The 15,037-nt window shown below is 67.2% G+C and carries 14 protein-coding genes and 1 other RNA gene; 7 read left to right on the top strand and 8 right to left on the bottom strand.

Annotation, left to right across the window (positions count from 1 at the left end):
* The first annotated feature begins 58 nt into the window (after positions 1-58).
* The 5 genes from sucC to rpoD all read left to right on the top strand — a co-directional run bounded on the left by sucC (position 59) and on the right by rpoD (position 6,588).
* Complete coding sequence (gene sucC / locus V3391_RS16595) at positions 59-1,219, top strand: ADP-forming succinate--CoA ligase subunit beta (RefSeq protein WP_332079535.1); 1,161 nt, start codon at positions 59-61, stop codon at positions 1,217-1,219.
* Between the two features lie 134 nt (positions 1,220-1,353).
* Positions 1,354-2,226 (top strand): succinate--CoA ligase subunit alpha, encoded by an 873-nt coding sequence (gene sucD, locus V3391_RS16600; RefSeq protein WP_332079536.1) that lies wholly within the window; start codon positions 1,354-1,356, stop codon positions 2,224-2,226.
* 137 nt (positions 2,227-2,363) lie between these two features.
* Positions 2,364-4,001, top strand: coding sequence for an NAD+ synthase (locus V3391_RS16605; protein WP_332079537.1), 1,638 nt, complete (start codon positions 2,364-2,366; stop codon positions 3,999-4,001).
* 214 nt (positions 4,002-4,215) lie between these two features.
* On the top strand, positions 4,216-4,653 hold the full coding sequence (dtd, locus tag V3391_RS16610; protein ID WP_332079538.1) for a D-aminoacyl-tRNA deacylase: 438 nt from the start codon (positions 4,216-4,218) through the stop codon (positions 4,651-4,653).
* A gap of 54 nt (positions 4,654-4,707) precedes the next feature.
* Positions 4,708-6,588, top strand: a complete 1,881-nt coding sequence (gene rpoD / locus V3391_RS16615; protein ID WP_332079539.1) for an RNA polymerase sigma factor RpoD — start codon at positions 4,708-4,710, stop codon at positions 6,586-6,588.
* A gap of 150 nt (positions 6,589-6,738) precedes the next feature.
* Here rpoD and rpiA read toward each other — a convergent pair whose 3' ends face one another.
* From rpiA to V3391_RS16650, 7 genes are all read right to left on the bottom strand, one after another.
* On the bottom strand, positions 6,739-7,386 hold the full coding sequence (gene rpiA / locus V3391_RS16620; protein WP_332079540.1) for a ribose-5-phosphate isomerase RpiA: 648 nt from the start codon (positions 7,384-7,386) through the stop codon (positions 6,739-6,741).
* Positions 7,383-7,862, bottom strand: coding sequence for an EVE domain-containing protein (locus V3391_RS16625; protein ID WP_332079541.1), 480 nt, complete (start codon positions 7,860-7,862; stop codon positions 7,383-7,385). The genes rpiA and V3391_RS16625 overlap by 4 nt, the downstream gene beginning before the upstream one ends.
* 10 nt (positions 7,863-7,872) lie before the next feature.
* Positions 7,873-8,454: a 5-formyltetrahydrofolate cyclo-ligase gene (locus V3391_RS16630; RefSeq protein ID WP_332079542.1), complete on the bottom strand. Its 582-nt coding sequence runs from the start codon at positions 8,452-8,454 to the stop codon at positions 7,873-7,875.
* 55 nt (positions 8,455-8,509) lie between these two features.
* Positions 8,510-8,694: non-coding RNA, 6S RNA (gene ssrS / locus V3391_RS16635), on the bottom strand.
* A gap of 110 nt (positions 8,695-8,804) precedes the next feature.
* Complete coding sequence (locus tag V3391_RS16640; protein ID WP_332079543.1) at positions 8,805-9,104, bottom strand: cell division protein ZapA; 300 nt, start codon at positions 9,102-9,104, stop codon at positions 8,805-8,807.
* Complete coding sequence (locus tag V3391_RS16645) at positions 9,101-9,322, bottom strand: TIGR02449 family protein (protein WP_232134323.1); 222 nt, start codon at positions 9,320-9,322, stop codon at positions 9,101-9,103. Before V3391_RS16645 ends, V3391_RS16640 begins: the two co-directional genes overlap by 4 nt.
* A gap of 31 nt (positions 9,323-9,353) precedes the next feature.
* On the bottom strand, positions 9,354-11,609 hold the full coding sequence (locus V3391_RS16650; protein ID WP_332079544.1) for a putative bifunctional diguanylate cyclase/phosphodiesterase: 2,256 nt from the start codon (positions 11,607-11,609) through the stop codon (positions 9,354-9,356).
* A gap of 83 nt (positions 11,610-11,692) precedes the next feature.
* On the opposite strand from V3391_RS16650, the gene V3391_RS16655 reads away from it, so the two are divergent.
* Together V3391_RS16655 and V3391_RS16660 are read left to right on the top strand one after the other, a co-directional pair.
* A complete protein-coding gene (locus tag V3391_RS16655) occupies positions 11,693-12,244 on the top strand; it encodes a UPF0149 family protein (protein ID WP_425497282.1) in 552 nt (183 codons plus the stop codon).
* Position 12,245: 1 nt separating this feature from the next.
* Positions 12,246-13,571, top strand: coding sequence for an aminopeptidase P N-terminal domain-containing protein (locus V3391_RS16660; RefSeq protein ID WP_332079545.1), 1,326 nt, complete (start codon positions 12,246-12,248; stop codon positions 13,569-13,571).
* Positions 13,572-13,651: 80 nt separating this feature from the next.
* Here V3391_RS16660 and pepQ read toward each other — a convergent pair whose 3' ends face one another.
* A complete protein-coding gene (gene pepQ / locus V3391_RS16665) occupies positions 13,652-15,004 on the bottom strand; it encodes a Xaa-Pro dipeptidase (protein ID WP_332079546.1) in 1,353 nt (450 codons plus the stop codon).
* Between the last annotated feature and the right edge of the window lie 33 nt (positions 15,005-15,037).

Raw genomic sequence — 15,037 nt, forward strand, 5'->3', positions numbered from 1 at the left:
CCGCGCGCCCAGCGCCGCCCGTCGACCGGTGTCATTTCCTCCTCCGTACGGACCCCACATGAACTTCCACGAATACCAGGCGAAGCAGTTGTTTGCCGATTACGGCATCCCCGTGCCGGCAGGACGCGTCGCGTCCACCGCCGACGAAGCAGTCGAAGCAGCGAACTCCCTGGGCAATGGCCCCTGGATGGTCAAGGCCCAGATCCATGCGGGCGGTCGCGGCAAGGCCGGCGGCGTGAAGTTCTGCAAGACCACCGACGACGTGAAGGCCGCTGCGGCCAAGATGCTCGGCACCAAGATGGCGACCTATCAGACCGCTGGCGTCGAACTGCCGGTCAATCTGGTGCTGGTCACCGAAGCCGGCGAGATCGCCAAGGAGCTGTATCTGTCGGTGCTGGTCGACCGCGGCACGCAGTCCATCACCTACATCGTCTCGAGCGAGGGTGGCGTGGACATCGAGCAGGTGGCTGCCGAGACGCCGGAGAAGATCGAGAGCCTCAACGTCAACTTCGTGGAAGGCTTCCAGGCCTACCAGGGCCGTGACATCGGCTTCAAGATCGGTCTGACCGCCAAGCAGGCCAACCAGCTCGCCAAGATCATGGGCGGCCTGTACACCCTGTTCAACGAGAAGGATCTGGCGCTGGTCGAACTCAACCCGCTGGCGATCCTCGACAACGGTGACCTGTACGCGCTCGACGGCAAGGTCGATTCCGACGACAACGCCGCGTTCCGTCACAAGGATCTGGCGGCAATGCGTGACGCCACGCAGGAAGACGAGGCCGAGGCGCGTGCCAGCCAGTACGACCTGAACTACGTGACCATGGACGGCAACATCGGCTGCATGGTCAACGGCGCGGGTCTGGCCATGGCGACGATGGACGTGATCGCACTCAACGGCGGTTCGCCGGCGAACTTCCTCGACGTCGGCGGCGGCGCGACCAAGGAGCGCGTCACCGAGGCGTTCAAGCTGATCCTGTCGAGCGACAAGGTGAAGGCGATCTTCGTCAACATCTTCGGCGGCATCGTCCGCTGCGACATGATCGCCGAAGGCATCATCGCCGCGGTCAAGGAAGTGGACGTCAAGGTGCCGGTGATCGTGCGCCTGGAAGGCACGAACGTCGAAGCGGGCAAGCAGCTGCTGGCCGATTCGGGCCTGGCGATCACCGCAGCCGACGACATCAACGACGGCGCCAAGAAGGCCGTCGCGGCTGCCGCCTGATTCCGATCGACTCTATTTCCTTCCCTTCTCCCTCCGGGAGAAGGTGCCCGAAGGGCGGATGAGGGCGCTTGCATCCAGGCGGCCCTCACCCCAACCCCTCTCCCAAGGGGAGAGGGGCTCAACAGGACCATTCCATGAGCGTTTTGATCAACAAGAACACCAAGGTGATCGTGCAGGGCTTCACCGGCCAGCAGGGCACCTTCCACGCCACCCAGATGGTGGAATACGGCACCCAGGTCGTCGGCGGCGTGACGCCCGGCAAGGGTGGCACCACGCACATCGACCTGCCGGTGTTCAACACCGTGCGGGAAGCCGTCGACGCCACCGGCGCCGATGCCTCGGTGATCTACGTGCCGCCGCCGTTCGCGGCCGACGCGATCCTCGAAGCGGCTGCGGCCGGCATCAAGGTCATCGTCTGCATCACCGAAGGCATCCCGGTGCTCGACATGCTGCGCGTCAAGAACGTGCTGAAGTCGCATCCGGACGTGACCCTGGTCGGTCCGAACTGCCCGGGCGTGATCACGCCGGGCGAGTGCAAGATCGGCATCATGCCGGGCCACATCCACATGCCGGGCAAGATCGGCATCGTGTCGCGTTCGGGCACGCTGACCTATGAAGCAGTCAAGCAGACCACCGCGGCGGGCCTGGGCCAGTCGACCGTCATCGGCATCGGCGGCGACCCGATCAACGGCCTGAACTTCGTCGACTGCCTCAAGCTCTTCAACGAAGATCCGCAGACGCTGGGCATCATCATGGTCGGCGAAATCGGCGGCGACGCCGAGGAAGCGGGCGCCGAGTACATCAAGGCGCACGTCAAGAAGCCGGTCGTCGGCTTCATCGCCGGCGCGTCGGCCCCTCCGGGCAAGCGCATGGGCCACGCCGGTGCGATCGCATCCGGCGGCTCGGGCACGGCCGAAGGCAAGTTCAAGGCGATGGAAGCGGCGGGCGTCAAGACCGTCCGTTCGCCGGGCGACCTGGGCGAAGCGATCGCTGCGCTCGTGAAGTAATCGCCTCCGCGTGATTCGAAAAGGCCGCCCTCGGGCGGCCTTTTTTGTGGCGCGATGGCGTTGCTGCGACATGCATCCGCGCGGGCCCTGCGATCACGGCCGCTATGATGGACGCCCCCGTTCGCGTGCCTGCCGCCATGACCGATCCCCTGCGTATCGCACTCGCCCAGTTCGACTTTCCGGTCGGCGACGTCGGCCGCAATGCCGAGCGCATCGCGGAGATGATCGCGGCGGCCCGCGACGAGTTCGGCGCGCACGTGGTGGTGTTCCCGGAGCTCGCGATCAGCGGCTATCCGCCGGAGGACCTGCTGATGCGGCCCTCGTTCCTGATCGACTGCGAAGCGGCGCTGATGCAGATCGCCAAGGACGTGCGTGGCATCGTCGCCGTGGTCGGCTGGCCGGAATCGGCGGGCAGCGTGCTCTACAACTCGGCGAGCGTGCTGCGCGACGGCAAGCTCGAGCGCACCTATCGCAAGCGCGAGCTGCCGAACTACAACGTGTTCGACGAGCGCCGCTACTTCCATGTCGATCCCGATGGGGAGCCTTGCGTCGTCGATGTCGGCGGCGTGCCGGTCGGCGTGCTCGTCTGCGAGGACCTCTGGTTTCCCGAGCCGCTGGCCGATACCGCGGCTGCAGGCGCGGCCGTCGTCGTCGTGCCAAACGCCTCGCCCTACGAGCGCGGCAAGCATCGCCAGCGTGATGCGCTGCTGGCCGAGCGCACCCGCGAGAGCGGCGTCGCGCTGGCCTACGTCAATGTCGTCGGCGGGCAGGACGCGCTGGTGTTCGACGGCGCGTCCGTCGTCGCCGATGCCGACGGCACCGTGCATCCGGCGGCGATCGCGTTCGACGACCAGTGGCTGGTGGTGGATTTCGACGCCGCGACGCGCGCGTTCTCGCCGGTCGTGTGGGTCGACGACGGCGACGAGAGCATCGACGCGCTGGCCTGGCGCGCGGTCGTGCGTGGCACGCGCGATTATTGCGGCAAGAACGGGTTCTCCAAAGCCTGGGTCGGGTTGTCGGGCGGCATCGATTCGTCGGTGGTGCTGGCGATGGCGGTCGATGCGCTGGGCGCGGAGAACATCACCGCGGTGCGTATGCCGTCCCGGTTTACGGCGGGGCTGAGCAACGATCTGGCGGCCGAGCAATGCGAGGCGCTGGGCGTGCGCATGCTGACCATTCCGATCGAGCCGCCGTTCCAGGGGTTTCTCGACACACTGTCGGACGCGTTCGAAGGCAAGGACATCGACATCGCCGAGGAGAACCTGCAGTCGCGCACCCGCGGCGCGATCATGATGGCCCTGTCGAACAAGCACGGCGGCCTGCTGCTGACGACCGGCAACAAGAGCGAGTACGCGGTGGGCTACGCGACGATCTACGGCGACATGTGCGGCGGCTACGCGCCGATCAAGGATCTCTACAAGACCGAAGTCTTCGGCCTGTCGAAGTGGCGCAACACCGTCGGCGGCGCACCGGTGATTCCACCCGCGGTGATCGCGCGGCCGCCCTCGGCCGAGCTGCGCGACAACCAGTTGGACCAGGATTCGCTGCCCCCCTATGACGTGCTCGACGCGATCCTGCGCCGCTTCGTCGACCAGGAAGAATCGCGCGACGAGATCGTGGCCGCCGGCTTCGATGCGGCCACCGTCGACCGCGTGCTGCGGCTGGTCCGCATCAGCGAATGGAAGCGCCACCAGGCTGCGCCGGGGCCAAAGATCTCGCGTCGCGCGTTCGGGCGCGAGCGGCGGTACCCGATCAGCAACCGGTATGAAGGGTGAGTGCGTTCATAGATGCGTTGCGGTTTCTCACCCCTTTTCCCGCATGCGGGAGAAGGTTGGGATGGGGCATCGGATCCGGTCTCAGGATGAATAATCTGCAATTGATGCTTTCGCGCTTGTTTCAGGTTGCCGCCCGGTCTGACGGGCTGCCCCCACCCAACCCTCCCCCGCACGCAGGGGAGGGCTTGAAGCGGGCTCGCCGAGTGGGTCTGCCGTGCTCGCCCTGATCCAGCGCGTCAGCGAAGCCGCTGTCCGCGTCGATGGCGCGGTCATCGGCCGGACCGGACCCGGCCTGCTCGCTCTGGTCGGCATCGAGCCGGGCGATGGCGAGGCCCAGATCACCCGCATGGCCGAGCGTCTGTTCGCCTACCGGGTGTTCTCCGATGCCGCCGGCCGCATGAACCTGTCGCTGGCGCAGACCGGGGGCGGCCTGCTGCTGGTCAGCCAGTTCACCCTGGCGGCCGATACCCGTTCGGGCAACCGGCCCGGCTTCAGCACCGCTGCGCCGCCGGAAGAGGCTGAACGGATCTTCGACCGGCTGGTCGCCGTCTGCAGGTCGCATCACCCGGGGGTGGAAACCGGGCGCTTCGGTGCCCATATGGAGGTCAGCCTGGTCAACGACGGCCCGGTCACCTTCCTGCTCAGGGCATGATCCCGGCCCCGCAGGTGGTACAATTACGGGTTCACTTTTCAGACGGTGCGCCACATGGCGAATGAACGTCCCGCCCAGCAGTCCGACATCAAGATCCTGATCAGCAAGGGCTTGGAGCAGGGCTATCTGACCTATGCCGAAGTCAACGATCACCTGCCCGACGACATGGTCGATCCGGAGCAGATCGAAGACATCATCGGCATGATCAACGGCATGGGCATCGCTGTCCATGAAGTGGCGCCCGATGCGGAAACGCTGCTGCTGGCCGGCGAATCCAGCGGTAACCGCGAAGTCGACGAGACCGCTGCGGAAGAAGCCGCGGCTGCGCTGACCTCGCTCGATACCGAAGGTGGTCGCACCACCGACCCGGTGCGCATGTACATGCGCGAGATGGGCACGGTCGAGCTGCTGACCCGCGAAGGCGAAATCGCCATCGCCAAGCGCATCGAGGAAGGCCTCAACCAGATGATGGCCTCGGTGGCCAGCTTCCCGTGGTCGGTCCAGCTGCTGCTCGAAGAATACGAACTGCACAAGGGCGGCAAGAAGCGCCTGGCCGAAGTCGTGGCCGGCTTCAACGACCAGCTGCTCGAAGAGCTGGCGGCCGAGGAAGAAGCGGCGGCGGGCAATGCGCCGGCCGTCGTCGAGGCCGAGGAAGAGGCCGAGACCGACGAGGAAGAATCCGACGATTCCTCCGACGAGGAAGAGAGCACCGGTCCGACCGGTCCGGATCCGGAAGAAGTCCTGCGTCGCATGGACCTGATGGCGGACCTGTTCAACAAGTTCCAGAAGTCGTACGCAAAGAATGGTGCGACGGCGAAGGCATCGATCAAGCTGCGCGCCGAGATGGCCGACGTCTTCATGACGTTCAAGCTGCCGCTGCCGCTGACCGATCTGCTGGTCCGCAAGCTGCGCGAGGTCGTGTCCGAGCTGAAGGACCACGAGCGTCGCATCCTCGACCTGTCGACCCGCGTCGCCAAGATGCCGCGCAAGGATTTCATCCGCGCCTGGGACGGCAACCAGACCAATACGGGCTGGGCGGACGAGATGATCAAGCGCAAGCAGAAGTGGTCGTCCGGCCTGAAGGACGTGCGCGACCAGATCGTCGCCGAGCAGGAAGCCACGCTCGCGATCGAGAAGGCCATGGGCGTGACCCTGGGCGATCTCAAGGAGATCAACCGCGCGATGGCCTACGGCGAGGCCAAGGCCCGCAAGGCCAAGAAGGAAATGGTCGAGGCCAACCTGCGCCTCGTGATCTCGATCGCCAAGAAGTACACCAACCGCGGCCTGCAGTTCCTCGACCTGATCCAGGAAGGCAACATCGGCCTGATGAAGGCCGTCGACAAGTTCGAGCACCGTCGCGGCTTCAAGTTCTCGACCTACGCCACGTGGTGGATCCGCCAGGCGATCACGCGTTCGATCGCCGACCAGGCGCGCACGATCCGCATCCCCGTGCACATGATCGAGACGATCAACAAGCTCAACCGCATTTCCCGCCAGATGCTCCAGCAGTACGGCCGCGAGGCCACGCCGGAGGAGCTGGCCAAGGAAATGGACATGCCGGAGGACAAGATCCGGAAGGTCATGAAGATCGCGAAGGAACCGATCTCGATGGAGACCCCGATCGGCGACGACGAAGACTCCCACCTGGGCGACTTCATCGAGGACACCAACGTGGAGTCCCCGATCGACGCGACCACCAACACCAACCTGATGGAAACGGTCCGCGACGTGCTCGCCGGCCTGACCCCGCGGGAGGCCAAGGTGCTGCGCATGCGCTTCGGCATCGACATGAACACCGACCACACCCTCGAGGAAGTCGGCAAGCAGTTCGACGTCACCCGCGAGCGGATTCGCCAGATCGAGGCCAAGGCGCTGCGCAAGCTGCGCCACCCCTCGCGCAGCGAACAGCTGCGGAGCTTCCTCGACGTCGAATGAGTCGGGGCTGCCTGCAGTCAGAAAAAGCCCGCCGGAAGGCGGGCTTTTTTATTGGGCGGAATCCGGCCCCGTGGGAGCGCGCTTGCGCGCGATATGGCGTTTCCGGAAAGGCCATCGCGCGCGAGCGCGCTCCCACAGAAGATTTGTGCGTCAGAGCACCGTCGGCGTCGGCGTGCCCACGATCACCACGTCCGCCTTGCGGCGTGCGAACAGGCCGACGCTGACCACGCCCGGAATCTGGTTGAGCTTTGCTTCCAGCGCCACCGGATCGGTGATCGACAGGCCGTGGATGTCGAGCACCCAGTTGCCGTTGTCGGTCTTCACGCCTTCGCGCCACACCGGCTGGCCGCCTGTGGTTTCGAGAATCGTGCGGGCGACGAGGCTGCGCGCCATCGGAATCACCTCGACCGGCAGCGGAAAGGTGCCCAGCACCGGCACCTGCTTCGCGGGATCGATGATGCAGATGAACTGCCGGCTCGCCTCGGCGATGATCTTCTCGCGCGTCAACGCCGCGCCGCCGCCCTTGATCAGGTGCTTGCCGGGATCGCACTCGTCGGCGCCGTCGACGTACAGCGCCAGCGGACCGGTCGCGTTGAGATCGAGCACGTCGATGCCATGGCTGCGCAGACGCTCGGTGCTCTGGTCCGAACTCGACACCGCGCCGTCGATGCGGTGCTTGATGCGCGCCAGCGCGTCGATGAAGTAGGCGACCGTCGAGCCGGTGCCGACGCCGACGATCATGCCGTCTTCCACGTACTCGATCGCCTTCTCGGCGGCCAGGCGCTTGCCTTCGCTCATCGCTTCTTCTCCAGTGACAACAGCAGTTTCCATTGCGCGGCCGTGACCGGCAGCACCGACAGGCGCGCGCCCTTGCGGATCAGCGCGAATTCTTCGCCGAGTGCGGCGCTGTGCTCGCGGATCTCCGCCAGCGGAATGGGGTGGGCCAGCGTGCGCACGTAGCCGACATCGACCAGGAACCAGCGCGGCGTCTCTTCCGTCGCTTTCTCGTCGTAGTACTTCGAGGATTTCTTGAACTGGCTCGGATCGGGATACGCGGTCGATGCGACCTCGGCGATGCCGTAGATGCCGGGCACGTCCGCATTCGAGTGATAGAACAGCACGCCGTCGCCCACGCGCATGCCGTCACGCATGAAGTTGCGCGCCTGGTAGTTGCGCACGCCGGTCCAGGGCTCGGTGCCCACGCGGGCGAGGTCGTCGATTGAGAAGTCGTCGGGCTCGGACTTCATCAGCCAGTAGCGCTTGCGGGTGCTCATCGCGTCTCGGTCAGGCAGCTGTGGGCGGGTGGAGCGTGTTCGATTCGGTGCAGATCGCGTCGAGCGGCACATCCCAATCCGCGGCGTCGAGCGCCTCGACCTGCTGCAGTGCGAATGCGGCGCCCACAAGCAGCGGCGGCGCGGCCTGCACGCGACGGAACCCGAAGCTCCGGTCGTACCAGCCGCCGCCCATGCCGAGGCGATGGCCGTGCGCGTCGAAGCCGACCAGCGGCGTGACGACCAGTGCCATCGCGCTCGCGTCGAGTGCGGACGCCGGTTCGACGTCGGGTTCGGGGATGCCGTAACGGTTGGTGACCAGCGGGTCGCCGGCGCGCCAGGGCGCGAAGCGCAGCGTGTCGTCGTGCAGCACCGGCAAGCAATAGATCAGCCCGGCGGGCAGCCGCATCTGGAAGACGTGGAGGCCGATCTCGCCATCGCTGGCCCAGTAGCCCGCGACGTAACCCGATGCGGGCAATGCGGGCAGTGCGAACAGTTGCGTCGCGAGGCCCTCGGCGGCGGCGATGCGCGCGGGCGCAGGCAGGGCGCGGCGCTGGTCGCGCAGGCGTCGGCGGAGGGCGGGGCGGTCGGTCATGCGGCCGGGCTCGTCGTCGGAAGTGCCGGCGACGCGGCGGGCAGGCTCGAAAAATACGTTCTCCGCCGATGCCGATGCAGGCGAAACGACCTTGAACCCGGGGTTCAAGTGGGAACGCTGGGATTCCTTTGGGCTTTCCGCTCGGGGGCGGACTGGCACTCCCGGTTTCCTGACGTCCCCGGTGTCGTTATTAAGGGACAAGGCGAATGTTTTGCACGCTGTCGAACACGGCAGAGAACGCAGGCGCAGTATAGCCAATCGATCCGCGGCACGTGTTCCGTTCGTCGGTCGCGACGCGTCGGACGGCGGCGGGGATTCAGTTGCGTGGAGGCGTCGCGAAGACGCGCGACTCAGCGCTGCTCGGCGTCGAGCACGTCGAGCTTGCGGTGCAGCGCCGCCACCGAATCGGAGATCGCGCGCGAGCCGTGCGACTGGCCGTCGCCGAGCAGCTGCAGTTCGTGCGCGAGATTCAGCGCCGCGAGGATCGCGATGCGATCGACGGCGGCCATACGGTTGGCGCCGCGGATCTCGCGCATCCGCGTATCGAGCAGTTTGGCCGCCGCCATCAGGCTGTCGCGCTCGTCGGGCGTGACGCCGACGGTGTACTCACGATCCAGCACGCGCACGCTGACGGCTTCGGTGGCGCTCATGTGTGCTGCTCCAGCGACTTGAGCCGCGCGATCATCGCCTCGACCCGCGAGCGGGCCTGCTCGTTCTTCGACAGCAGTTGGGCGCGTTCGCCGACGATGGATTCCTGCTGCTGGCGCAGGCTGCGGTTCTCGTCGCTGAGGATGCGGACACGTTCGATCAACGCGTCGAGGCGCGACGTCAGTCTCTGCAGCTGGGCGATGACGTCGGGTTCGGTCATTGCCGCACCATAGGCAGCGCGCCGGTGGCGGTCAAGGCAGCACGGCCAGCGGTGCGTCGCGCGCCAGCAGCAGGCCATCGGGGCGCCAGTTGCGCATGAAGGCCAGGCACTGCAGTGCGTCGAGCGGCGTCGACAGCCAGAAGCCCTGGATCTCGTCGCAGCCGCGCTCGGCAAGGAACCGCATCTGCGCCTCGGTCTCCACGCCCTCGGCGACCACGCGCAGGCCCAGCGAGTGCGCCATCGCGACGATGGTCGGGGTGATCGCCGCGTCCTCGGCGTCGTGCGGCAGGCCGTCGACGAAGGCCTTGTCGATCTTGATCGTGGTGATCGGCAGACGCTTGAGATACGCCAGCGACGAGTAGCCGGTGCCGAAATCGTCGATCGCCAGCGACACGCCGAGCGCGCGGAAGGCCTGCAGGCGTTCTGCGGTCTGCTCGGCGTTGGCCATCAGCACGCTTTCGGTGAGCTCGAGTTCGAGCAGATGCGGCGGGATGCCCACATCGTCGAGCACGCGGCCCACCACACCGACAAAATCGCCGCGCAGCAGCTGCAGCACCGACACGTTGACCGACACATTGAGCGCGTCCATGCCGTGCTGGCGCCAGCGCTGCAGCACCAGGCAGGCCTCGCGCAGCACCCATTCGCCGATCTCCAGGATCAGCCCGCTTTCCTCGGCGATCGGAATGAACTCGGCCGGCGGGATGTCGCCGTGTTCCGGACTCGACCAGCGCAGCAGCGCTTCGACACCGGTGATGCGCGGCGGCGACAGCGACAGGCGCGGCTGGAACACCAGGCGCAGTTCGCCGCGGTCGAGCACCTTGCGCAGCGCGCCGGAGATCGTCGCGCGCTGCCGCACCGCCAGATCCATGTTGTCGTTGTAGCGCATGAAGGTGCGGCGCCCGGCGGCCTTGGCCTGGTACATCGCGGTATCGGCCTGCTTCAGCAGTTCGGTCGGCACCTGGGCGTGATCGGGGTACAGGCTGATGCCGATCGACGGCGAGATCGACACTTCGCGGCGGTCGTCGAGCAGCAGCGGCGCCTCGAACGCATTGATGATCTCGCGCGCGATGCGTTCGGCGTCGTCGGGCGTTTCCAGGTCTTCCAGCACGACGGTGAACTCGTCGCCGCCGAGCCGCGCCACGGTGTGCTGCTCGCCGACCGTCTTCTGCAGGCGCACTGCGGCCGCGCGCAGGATGCGGTCGCCGGCCGCGTGGCCCAGCGAATCATTGATGTCCTTGAATCGGTCCAGATCGAGGAACAGCACTGCCAGCCGCGTGTCTTCGCGATGCGCCCGGACGATCGCCCGCGACAGACGCTCCGACAGCAGCGAGCGGTTCGGCAGGCTGGTCAGCGTGTCGAAGTTGGCGAGATAGCGCAGTTCCTGTTCGGTGCGCTTCTGCTGGGTGATGTCGTTGAACACGCACACGTGCAGCACGCTGTCGTCGTCGGCATCGCGCACCGTGCGCAGCTCGAGTGCGGTCAGCAGTTCGTCGCCGTCCTTGCGGCGCTGCCACAGCTCGCCGCTCCAGTGGTCCTGGCGCCCGGCCTGCGTGCGGATGCGGCGGTAGAAGGCGCTGTCGTTCTGTTCGCTGTCGAGCAGCGACGCGCTGCGTCCGAGGACTTCGGTCTCCGTGTAGCCGGTCATGCGCAGGAAGGCGGGATTGACGGAGACGTAGCGGAAATCCGCGTCCATCACCGCGACCGCTTCGCCCATGCTGCGCAACACCGTGGCGGCGATCTGGCGCTCGCGTTCGGCCTCGCGCGTGGCGGAGACGTTGAGCGCGGTGCCGGCGATGCGCAGCACGTTGCCGTCGTCGTCCCGCTCCACCGCGCGGCCGCGCACGCGCACCCAGGCCCAGCCGCCGGTGCCGTCGGCCACGCGGACCTGCGCCTGGTAGCGGCCGGACTCGCCGTCGAGGTAGCGACGCAGGGTCTCGCGCGCGAGCGCCATGTCGTCGGGATGCACGAGTTCGTCGACCGGCAGGCTGTCTTCGAGCAGACGGCCATCACCATTGGGCTCGTCTTCGAGCAGGCGTCGGAGCTGGCCGCTGCCGACGTCGTAATCCCAGTAGCGTTCGCCGGTCGCCCACAGCGCGAGCTTCAGCCGGTCGCGGCGTTCGTTGATCTCGGCGAGGTAGGCATGCTCGCTGTTGTGACGGCGCACCACCATGACCACCAGCAGCACCAGCAACGCGATCAGCACCGCGGCGCCTGGCACGTGGAGCTGGCTGGGTTCGATCAAGCGGCGGCGCTCCGTGCCGGGGTCGGCGACCGCGAGTGTAGGCATGCGGGCGGTCCAGCAACAAGCGTGCGCCCGGTCACAGGATGGCCGTTGGTAGAATGGCGCACCCTTGCCCGAGAGCGCCAACCGTGTCCGAAACCCTGCCCAGCCTTGCCGAAGTCGACGCCGAGATCCGCCACCTGCAACTGGCGATGCCCGGCAGCGAACTGCACGGCGGTCTCAGTGGCTGGCTGGCCGGCGGTGGCGACGATGCGGTCGCCTGGCTGGCGCCGGTGCTGGCCGACACGACGCTACCCGCGCCCGCGAGTGGCAGTGCGCTTGACCGGCTGCGTGTGGCGACGGCCAACCAGCTCGAAGACCGCGACTTCACCTTCGCACTGCTGCTGCCCGAGGACGGCGAACCGCTGTCGGTGCGCAGCGCCGCCCTGTTCGACTGGTGCCGTGGATTTCTCGGCGGTTTCGGTCTCGCCGCGGGCGAACGCGCGTCGCTGTCGGAAGAAGGCAACGAGGCGCTGGCGGACCTCGCCCGTCTGGCGGCCGCGCAGCCCGATCCCGACGACGAGGACGATGCGGTCGAGGAAGACGCGCTGACCGAGATCGAGGAGTTCGTGCGCGTGGCCGCGCTGCTGCTGCACGGCGACGCCGCACTGGGGCCGCGTCACCGCAACCGGCTGAACTGACATGGCGAGCGCGACCGGCATCACCGCGGCCACCTACGAGAAGCGTCGGCGCCAGCTGATGCGGCTGGTCGGCGACAACGCGATCCTCGTGCTGGCCAGCGCGCCCGAGCGGGTGCGCAGCCGCGATACGCATCACGCCTACCGACAGGATTCCGACCTCTGGTATCTGACCGGCTTCGCTGAACCCGATGCGGTGCTGGTGCTGGTGCCGGGCCGCAAGCACGGCGAGGCGCTGCTGTTCTGCCGTGAACGCGACCTGGAGCGCGAAGGCTGGGACGGTCCGCGTGTCGGTCCAGAGGGCGCCGTCGAGGCGCTGGGCATGGACGATGCGTATCCGATCGACGATCTCGACGAGATCCTGCCCGGCCTGCTCGAAGGCCGCACGCGCGTCTATTACCACTTCGGTCGCGACACCGAATTCGATCTGCAGCTGATCGGCTGGCTCAACCGCGTGCGTGCACAGGTGCGGGTCGGCGCGCAGCCGCCGCACGAATTCCTGGAACTGGGCCATCTGCTCGACGAGATGCGTCTGTTCAAGGACGCCGGCGAACTCAAGCTGATGCGGCGCGCGGCCAAGATCAGCGTCGACGCGCACGCCGCGGCGATGCGCGTGGCGCGCCCCGGCATCCACGAATACGCGTTGCAGGCCGAGCTGGAATACGTGTTCCGCCGCCACGACGCGAGTCCCGCCTACGAGAGCATCGTCGGTGCAGGCGCCAATGCCTGCGTGCTGCATTACCGCGCCAACAACGCACAGGCGCGCGATGGCGATCTGGTGCTGATCGATGCCGGTGCCGAATATCGCGGCTATGCGGCCGACATCACCCGGACCTTCCCGGTCAACGGCCGTTTCACGGCTGCGCAGCGTGCCCTGCACGACGTCGTCGAATCCGCGCAGCAGGCCGCGCTCGCGCAGGCGCGCCCGGGCGTGGCTTACGAGGCTGGCCACAACGCCGCGGTCGAAGCACTGACCGACGGCCTGCTGCGGCTCGGCCTGCTGAAGGGCAAGCTGGAGGCGCGCATCGCCGACGGCAGCTACAAGCGGTTCTATCGCCACAAGACCGGACACTGGATCGGCCTCGACGTGCACGACGTCGGCGACTACCGCATCGAGGGTGAATCGCGCCTGCTCGAGCCCGGCATGGTGTTCACGATCGAACCCGGCCTGTATGTGTCGGCCGACGACACCAGCGTCGATGCGAAATGGCGCGGCATCGGCATCCGCACCGAGGACGACGTGCTGGTGACCAAGACGGGGCATGAAGTGCTGACGACCGGTCTGGCGCGTACGGCCGACGAGATCGAGGCGTTCATGGCGCGCAAATGAGCACGCCTGTTCCGTCCGCAGCGCGCATGGCGCGCGCTGCGTCTTCAGGTGTCAGCGGGCGCGCGACGCGCCCGTCATGATCAGGCGGCTGCGTTCTCGTCCGCCCACGCATCGCGCGTGAGGTTCTCGGGCGCGTCGTCGGTGCAGACCACGTCGTCCTCGATGCGGATGCCGCCATAGGGGCGGAAGGTGTCGACGCGATCCCAGTCGATGCTGTCGCCGTGTCCGGCCGCCTTCAGATCTTCGAGCAGCATGTCGACGATGTAGACGCCCGGTTCGATGGTCACCACCATCCCCGGTTCCAGCACGCGGGTCAGGCGCAGGAACGGGTGCCCCTCGGGCTTGGCGATGACGCCGCCGGTCTCCGATGCGGCGAAGCCGGCCACGTCGTGCACCTGCAGGCCGATCCCGTGGCCGAGGCCATGCGGGAAGAACGCGGCACTGACGCCGGTCGCCAGCGCGGCCTCCGGCGAGACCTTGATCAGACCGAAGTCGCGCAGCACGCCTGCGAGGGCGAGGTGCGCGTCGAGATGCATCTGCTTGTAGTCCGTGCCGCTGCGCACCTGCGCGACCATCGCCTGCTGCGCGGCGTCGACCGCTTCGATCATCGCCTGGAACTCGCTGCCGGTATCGGTGGCGTAGGTCCGAGTGATGTCGGCGGCGTAGCCGGCATGACTCGCGCCGGCATCGATCAGGAAGCTGCGCACCGGATCGGGCGGCAGGCGGCCGAGTTCGGTGTAGTGCAGCACCGCCGCGTGTTCGTTGAGCGCGACGATATTGCCGTAAGGCAGTTCGTTCGCGTCCTGGCCCGCGGCCTGGCAATAGGCGAGGTGGATGCCGAACTCGCTGGCACCGGCGCGGAACGCCCGCTCGGCCGCCGCATGTGCACGCACGCCGCGGCGCGAGGCTTCGCGCAGCATCGACAGTTCGTACGGCGTCTTGAACGCGCGGTGGTAGTCGAGATGATCAATGACCGCCTGCGGGTTGTTCGGCTTGTAGGCGCCGTAGTGCCCCAGCGCACTCTGCGGCTCGCCGAGGATCGCGCACCGCGCGGCATTCTTCGGCAGATGCTGCTGCGCGTCCTCGGGCTTTCGGATCACGACGATGTCGAAGTGCTCGACCCAATAGCCCGACGGCGCTTCCGGCACGACGTGCCAGTAATCGCGCGGCTGCAGATACACCAGCTTCGGTCGCGCGCCTGGCGTGATCACCAGCCAGCTGCCGGGATTGCGCGTCAGCGGCAGCCAAGCCTTGAACTGCGGATTGACCGCGTACGGGTAATCGCGGTCGTCGAACATCTGGTAGTGCAGCGTGCCGCTGGGAATGACGAGATGCTCAAGACCGGCGCGCTCGAGTGCGGTGGCGGTGCGCGCCTGCAGCGTCGCGAGGTGGTCGGCGTAAAGGCTGGCGGCGGACGAAGCAGGCGTGGACATCGTGATCCCGGGGCGGCGAGTGGATCGGCCTAT

It is taken from the genome of Luteimonas flava, assembly GCF_036584485.1.
GTDB classification, from domain to species: domain Bacteria; phylum Pseudomonadota; class Gammaproteobacteria; order Xanthomonadales; family Xanthomonadaceae; genus Luteimonas; species Luteimonas flava.

What these genes read in the sequence shown, in the direction of transcription:
- V3391_RS16640 (WP_332079543.1), bottom strand. Translation starts at nt 9,104, where the DNA reads ATGAGCGCCACCGAAGCCGTCAGCGTGCGCGTGCTGGATCGTGAGTAC.
- V3391_RS16660 (WP_332079545.1), top strand. Translation starts at nt 12,246, where the DNA reads ATGGCGAGCGCGACCGGCATCACCGCGGCCACCTACGAGAAGCGTCGG.
- V3391_RS16625 (WP_332079541.1), bottom strand. Translation starts at nt 7,862, where the DNA reads ATGAGCACCCGCAAGCGCTACTGGCTGATGAAGTCCGAGCCCGACGAC.
- pepQ (WP_332079546.1), bottom strand. Translation starts at nt 15,004, where the DNA reads ATGTCCACGCCTGCTTCGTCCGCCGCCAGCCTTTACGCCGACCACCTC.
- V3391_RS16605 (WP_332079537.1), top strand. Translation starts at nt 2,364, where the DNA reads ATGACCGATCCCCTGCGTATCGCACTCGCCCAGTTCGACTTTCCGGTC.
- rpoD (WP_332079539.1), top strand. Translation starts at nt 4,708, where the DNA reads ATGGCGAATGAACGTCCCGCCCAGCAGTCCGACATCAAGATCCTGATC.
- V3391_RS16645 (WP_232134323.1), bottom strand. Translation starts at nt 9,322, where the DNA reads ATGACCGAACCCGACGTCATCGCCCAGCTGCAGAGACTGACGTCGCGC.
- sucC (WP_332079535.1), top strand. Translation starts at nt 59, where the DNA reads ATGAACTTCCACGAATACCAGGCGAAGCAGTTGTTTGCCGATTACGGC.
- rpiA (WP_332079540.1), bottom strand. Translation starts at nt 7,386, where the DNA reads ATGAGCGAAGGCAAGCGCCTGGCCGCCGAGAAGGCGATCGAGTACGTG.
- V3391_RS16630 (WP_332079542.1), bottom strand. Translation starts at nt 8,454, where the DNA reads ATGACCGACCGCCCCGCCCTCCGCCGACGCCTGCGCGACCAGCGCCGC.
- sucD (WP_332079536.1), top strand. Translation starts at nt 1,354, where the DNA reads ATGAGCGTTTTGATCAACAAGAACACCAAGGTGATCGTGCAGGGCTTC.
- V3391_RS16650 (WP_332079544.1), bottom strand. Translation starts at nt 11,609, where the DNA reads ATGCCTACACTCGCGGTCGCCGACCCCGGCACGGAGCGCCGCCGCTTG.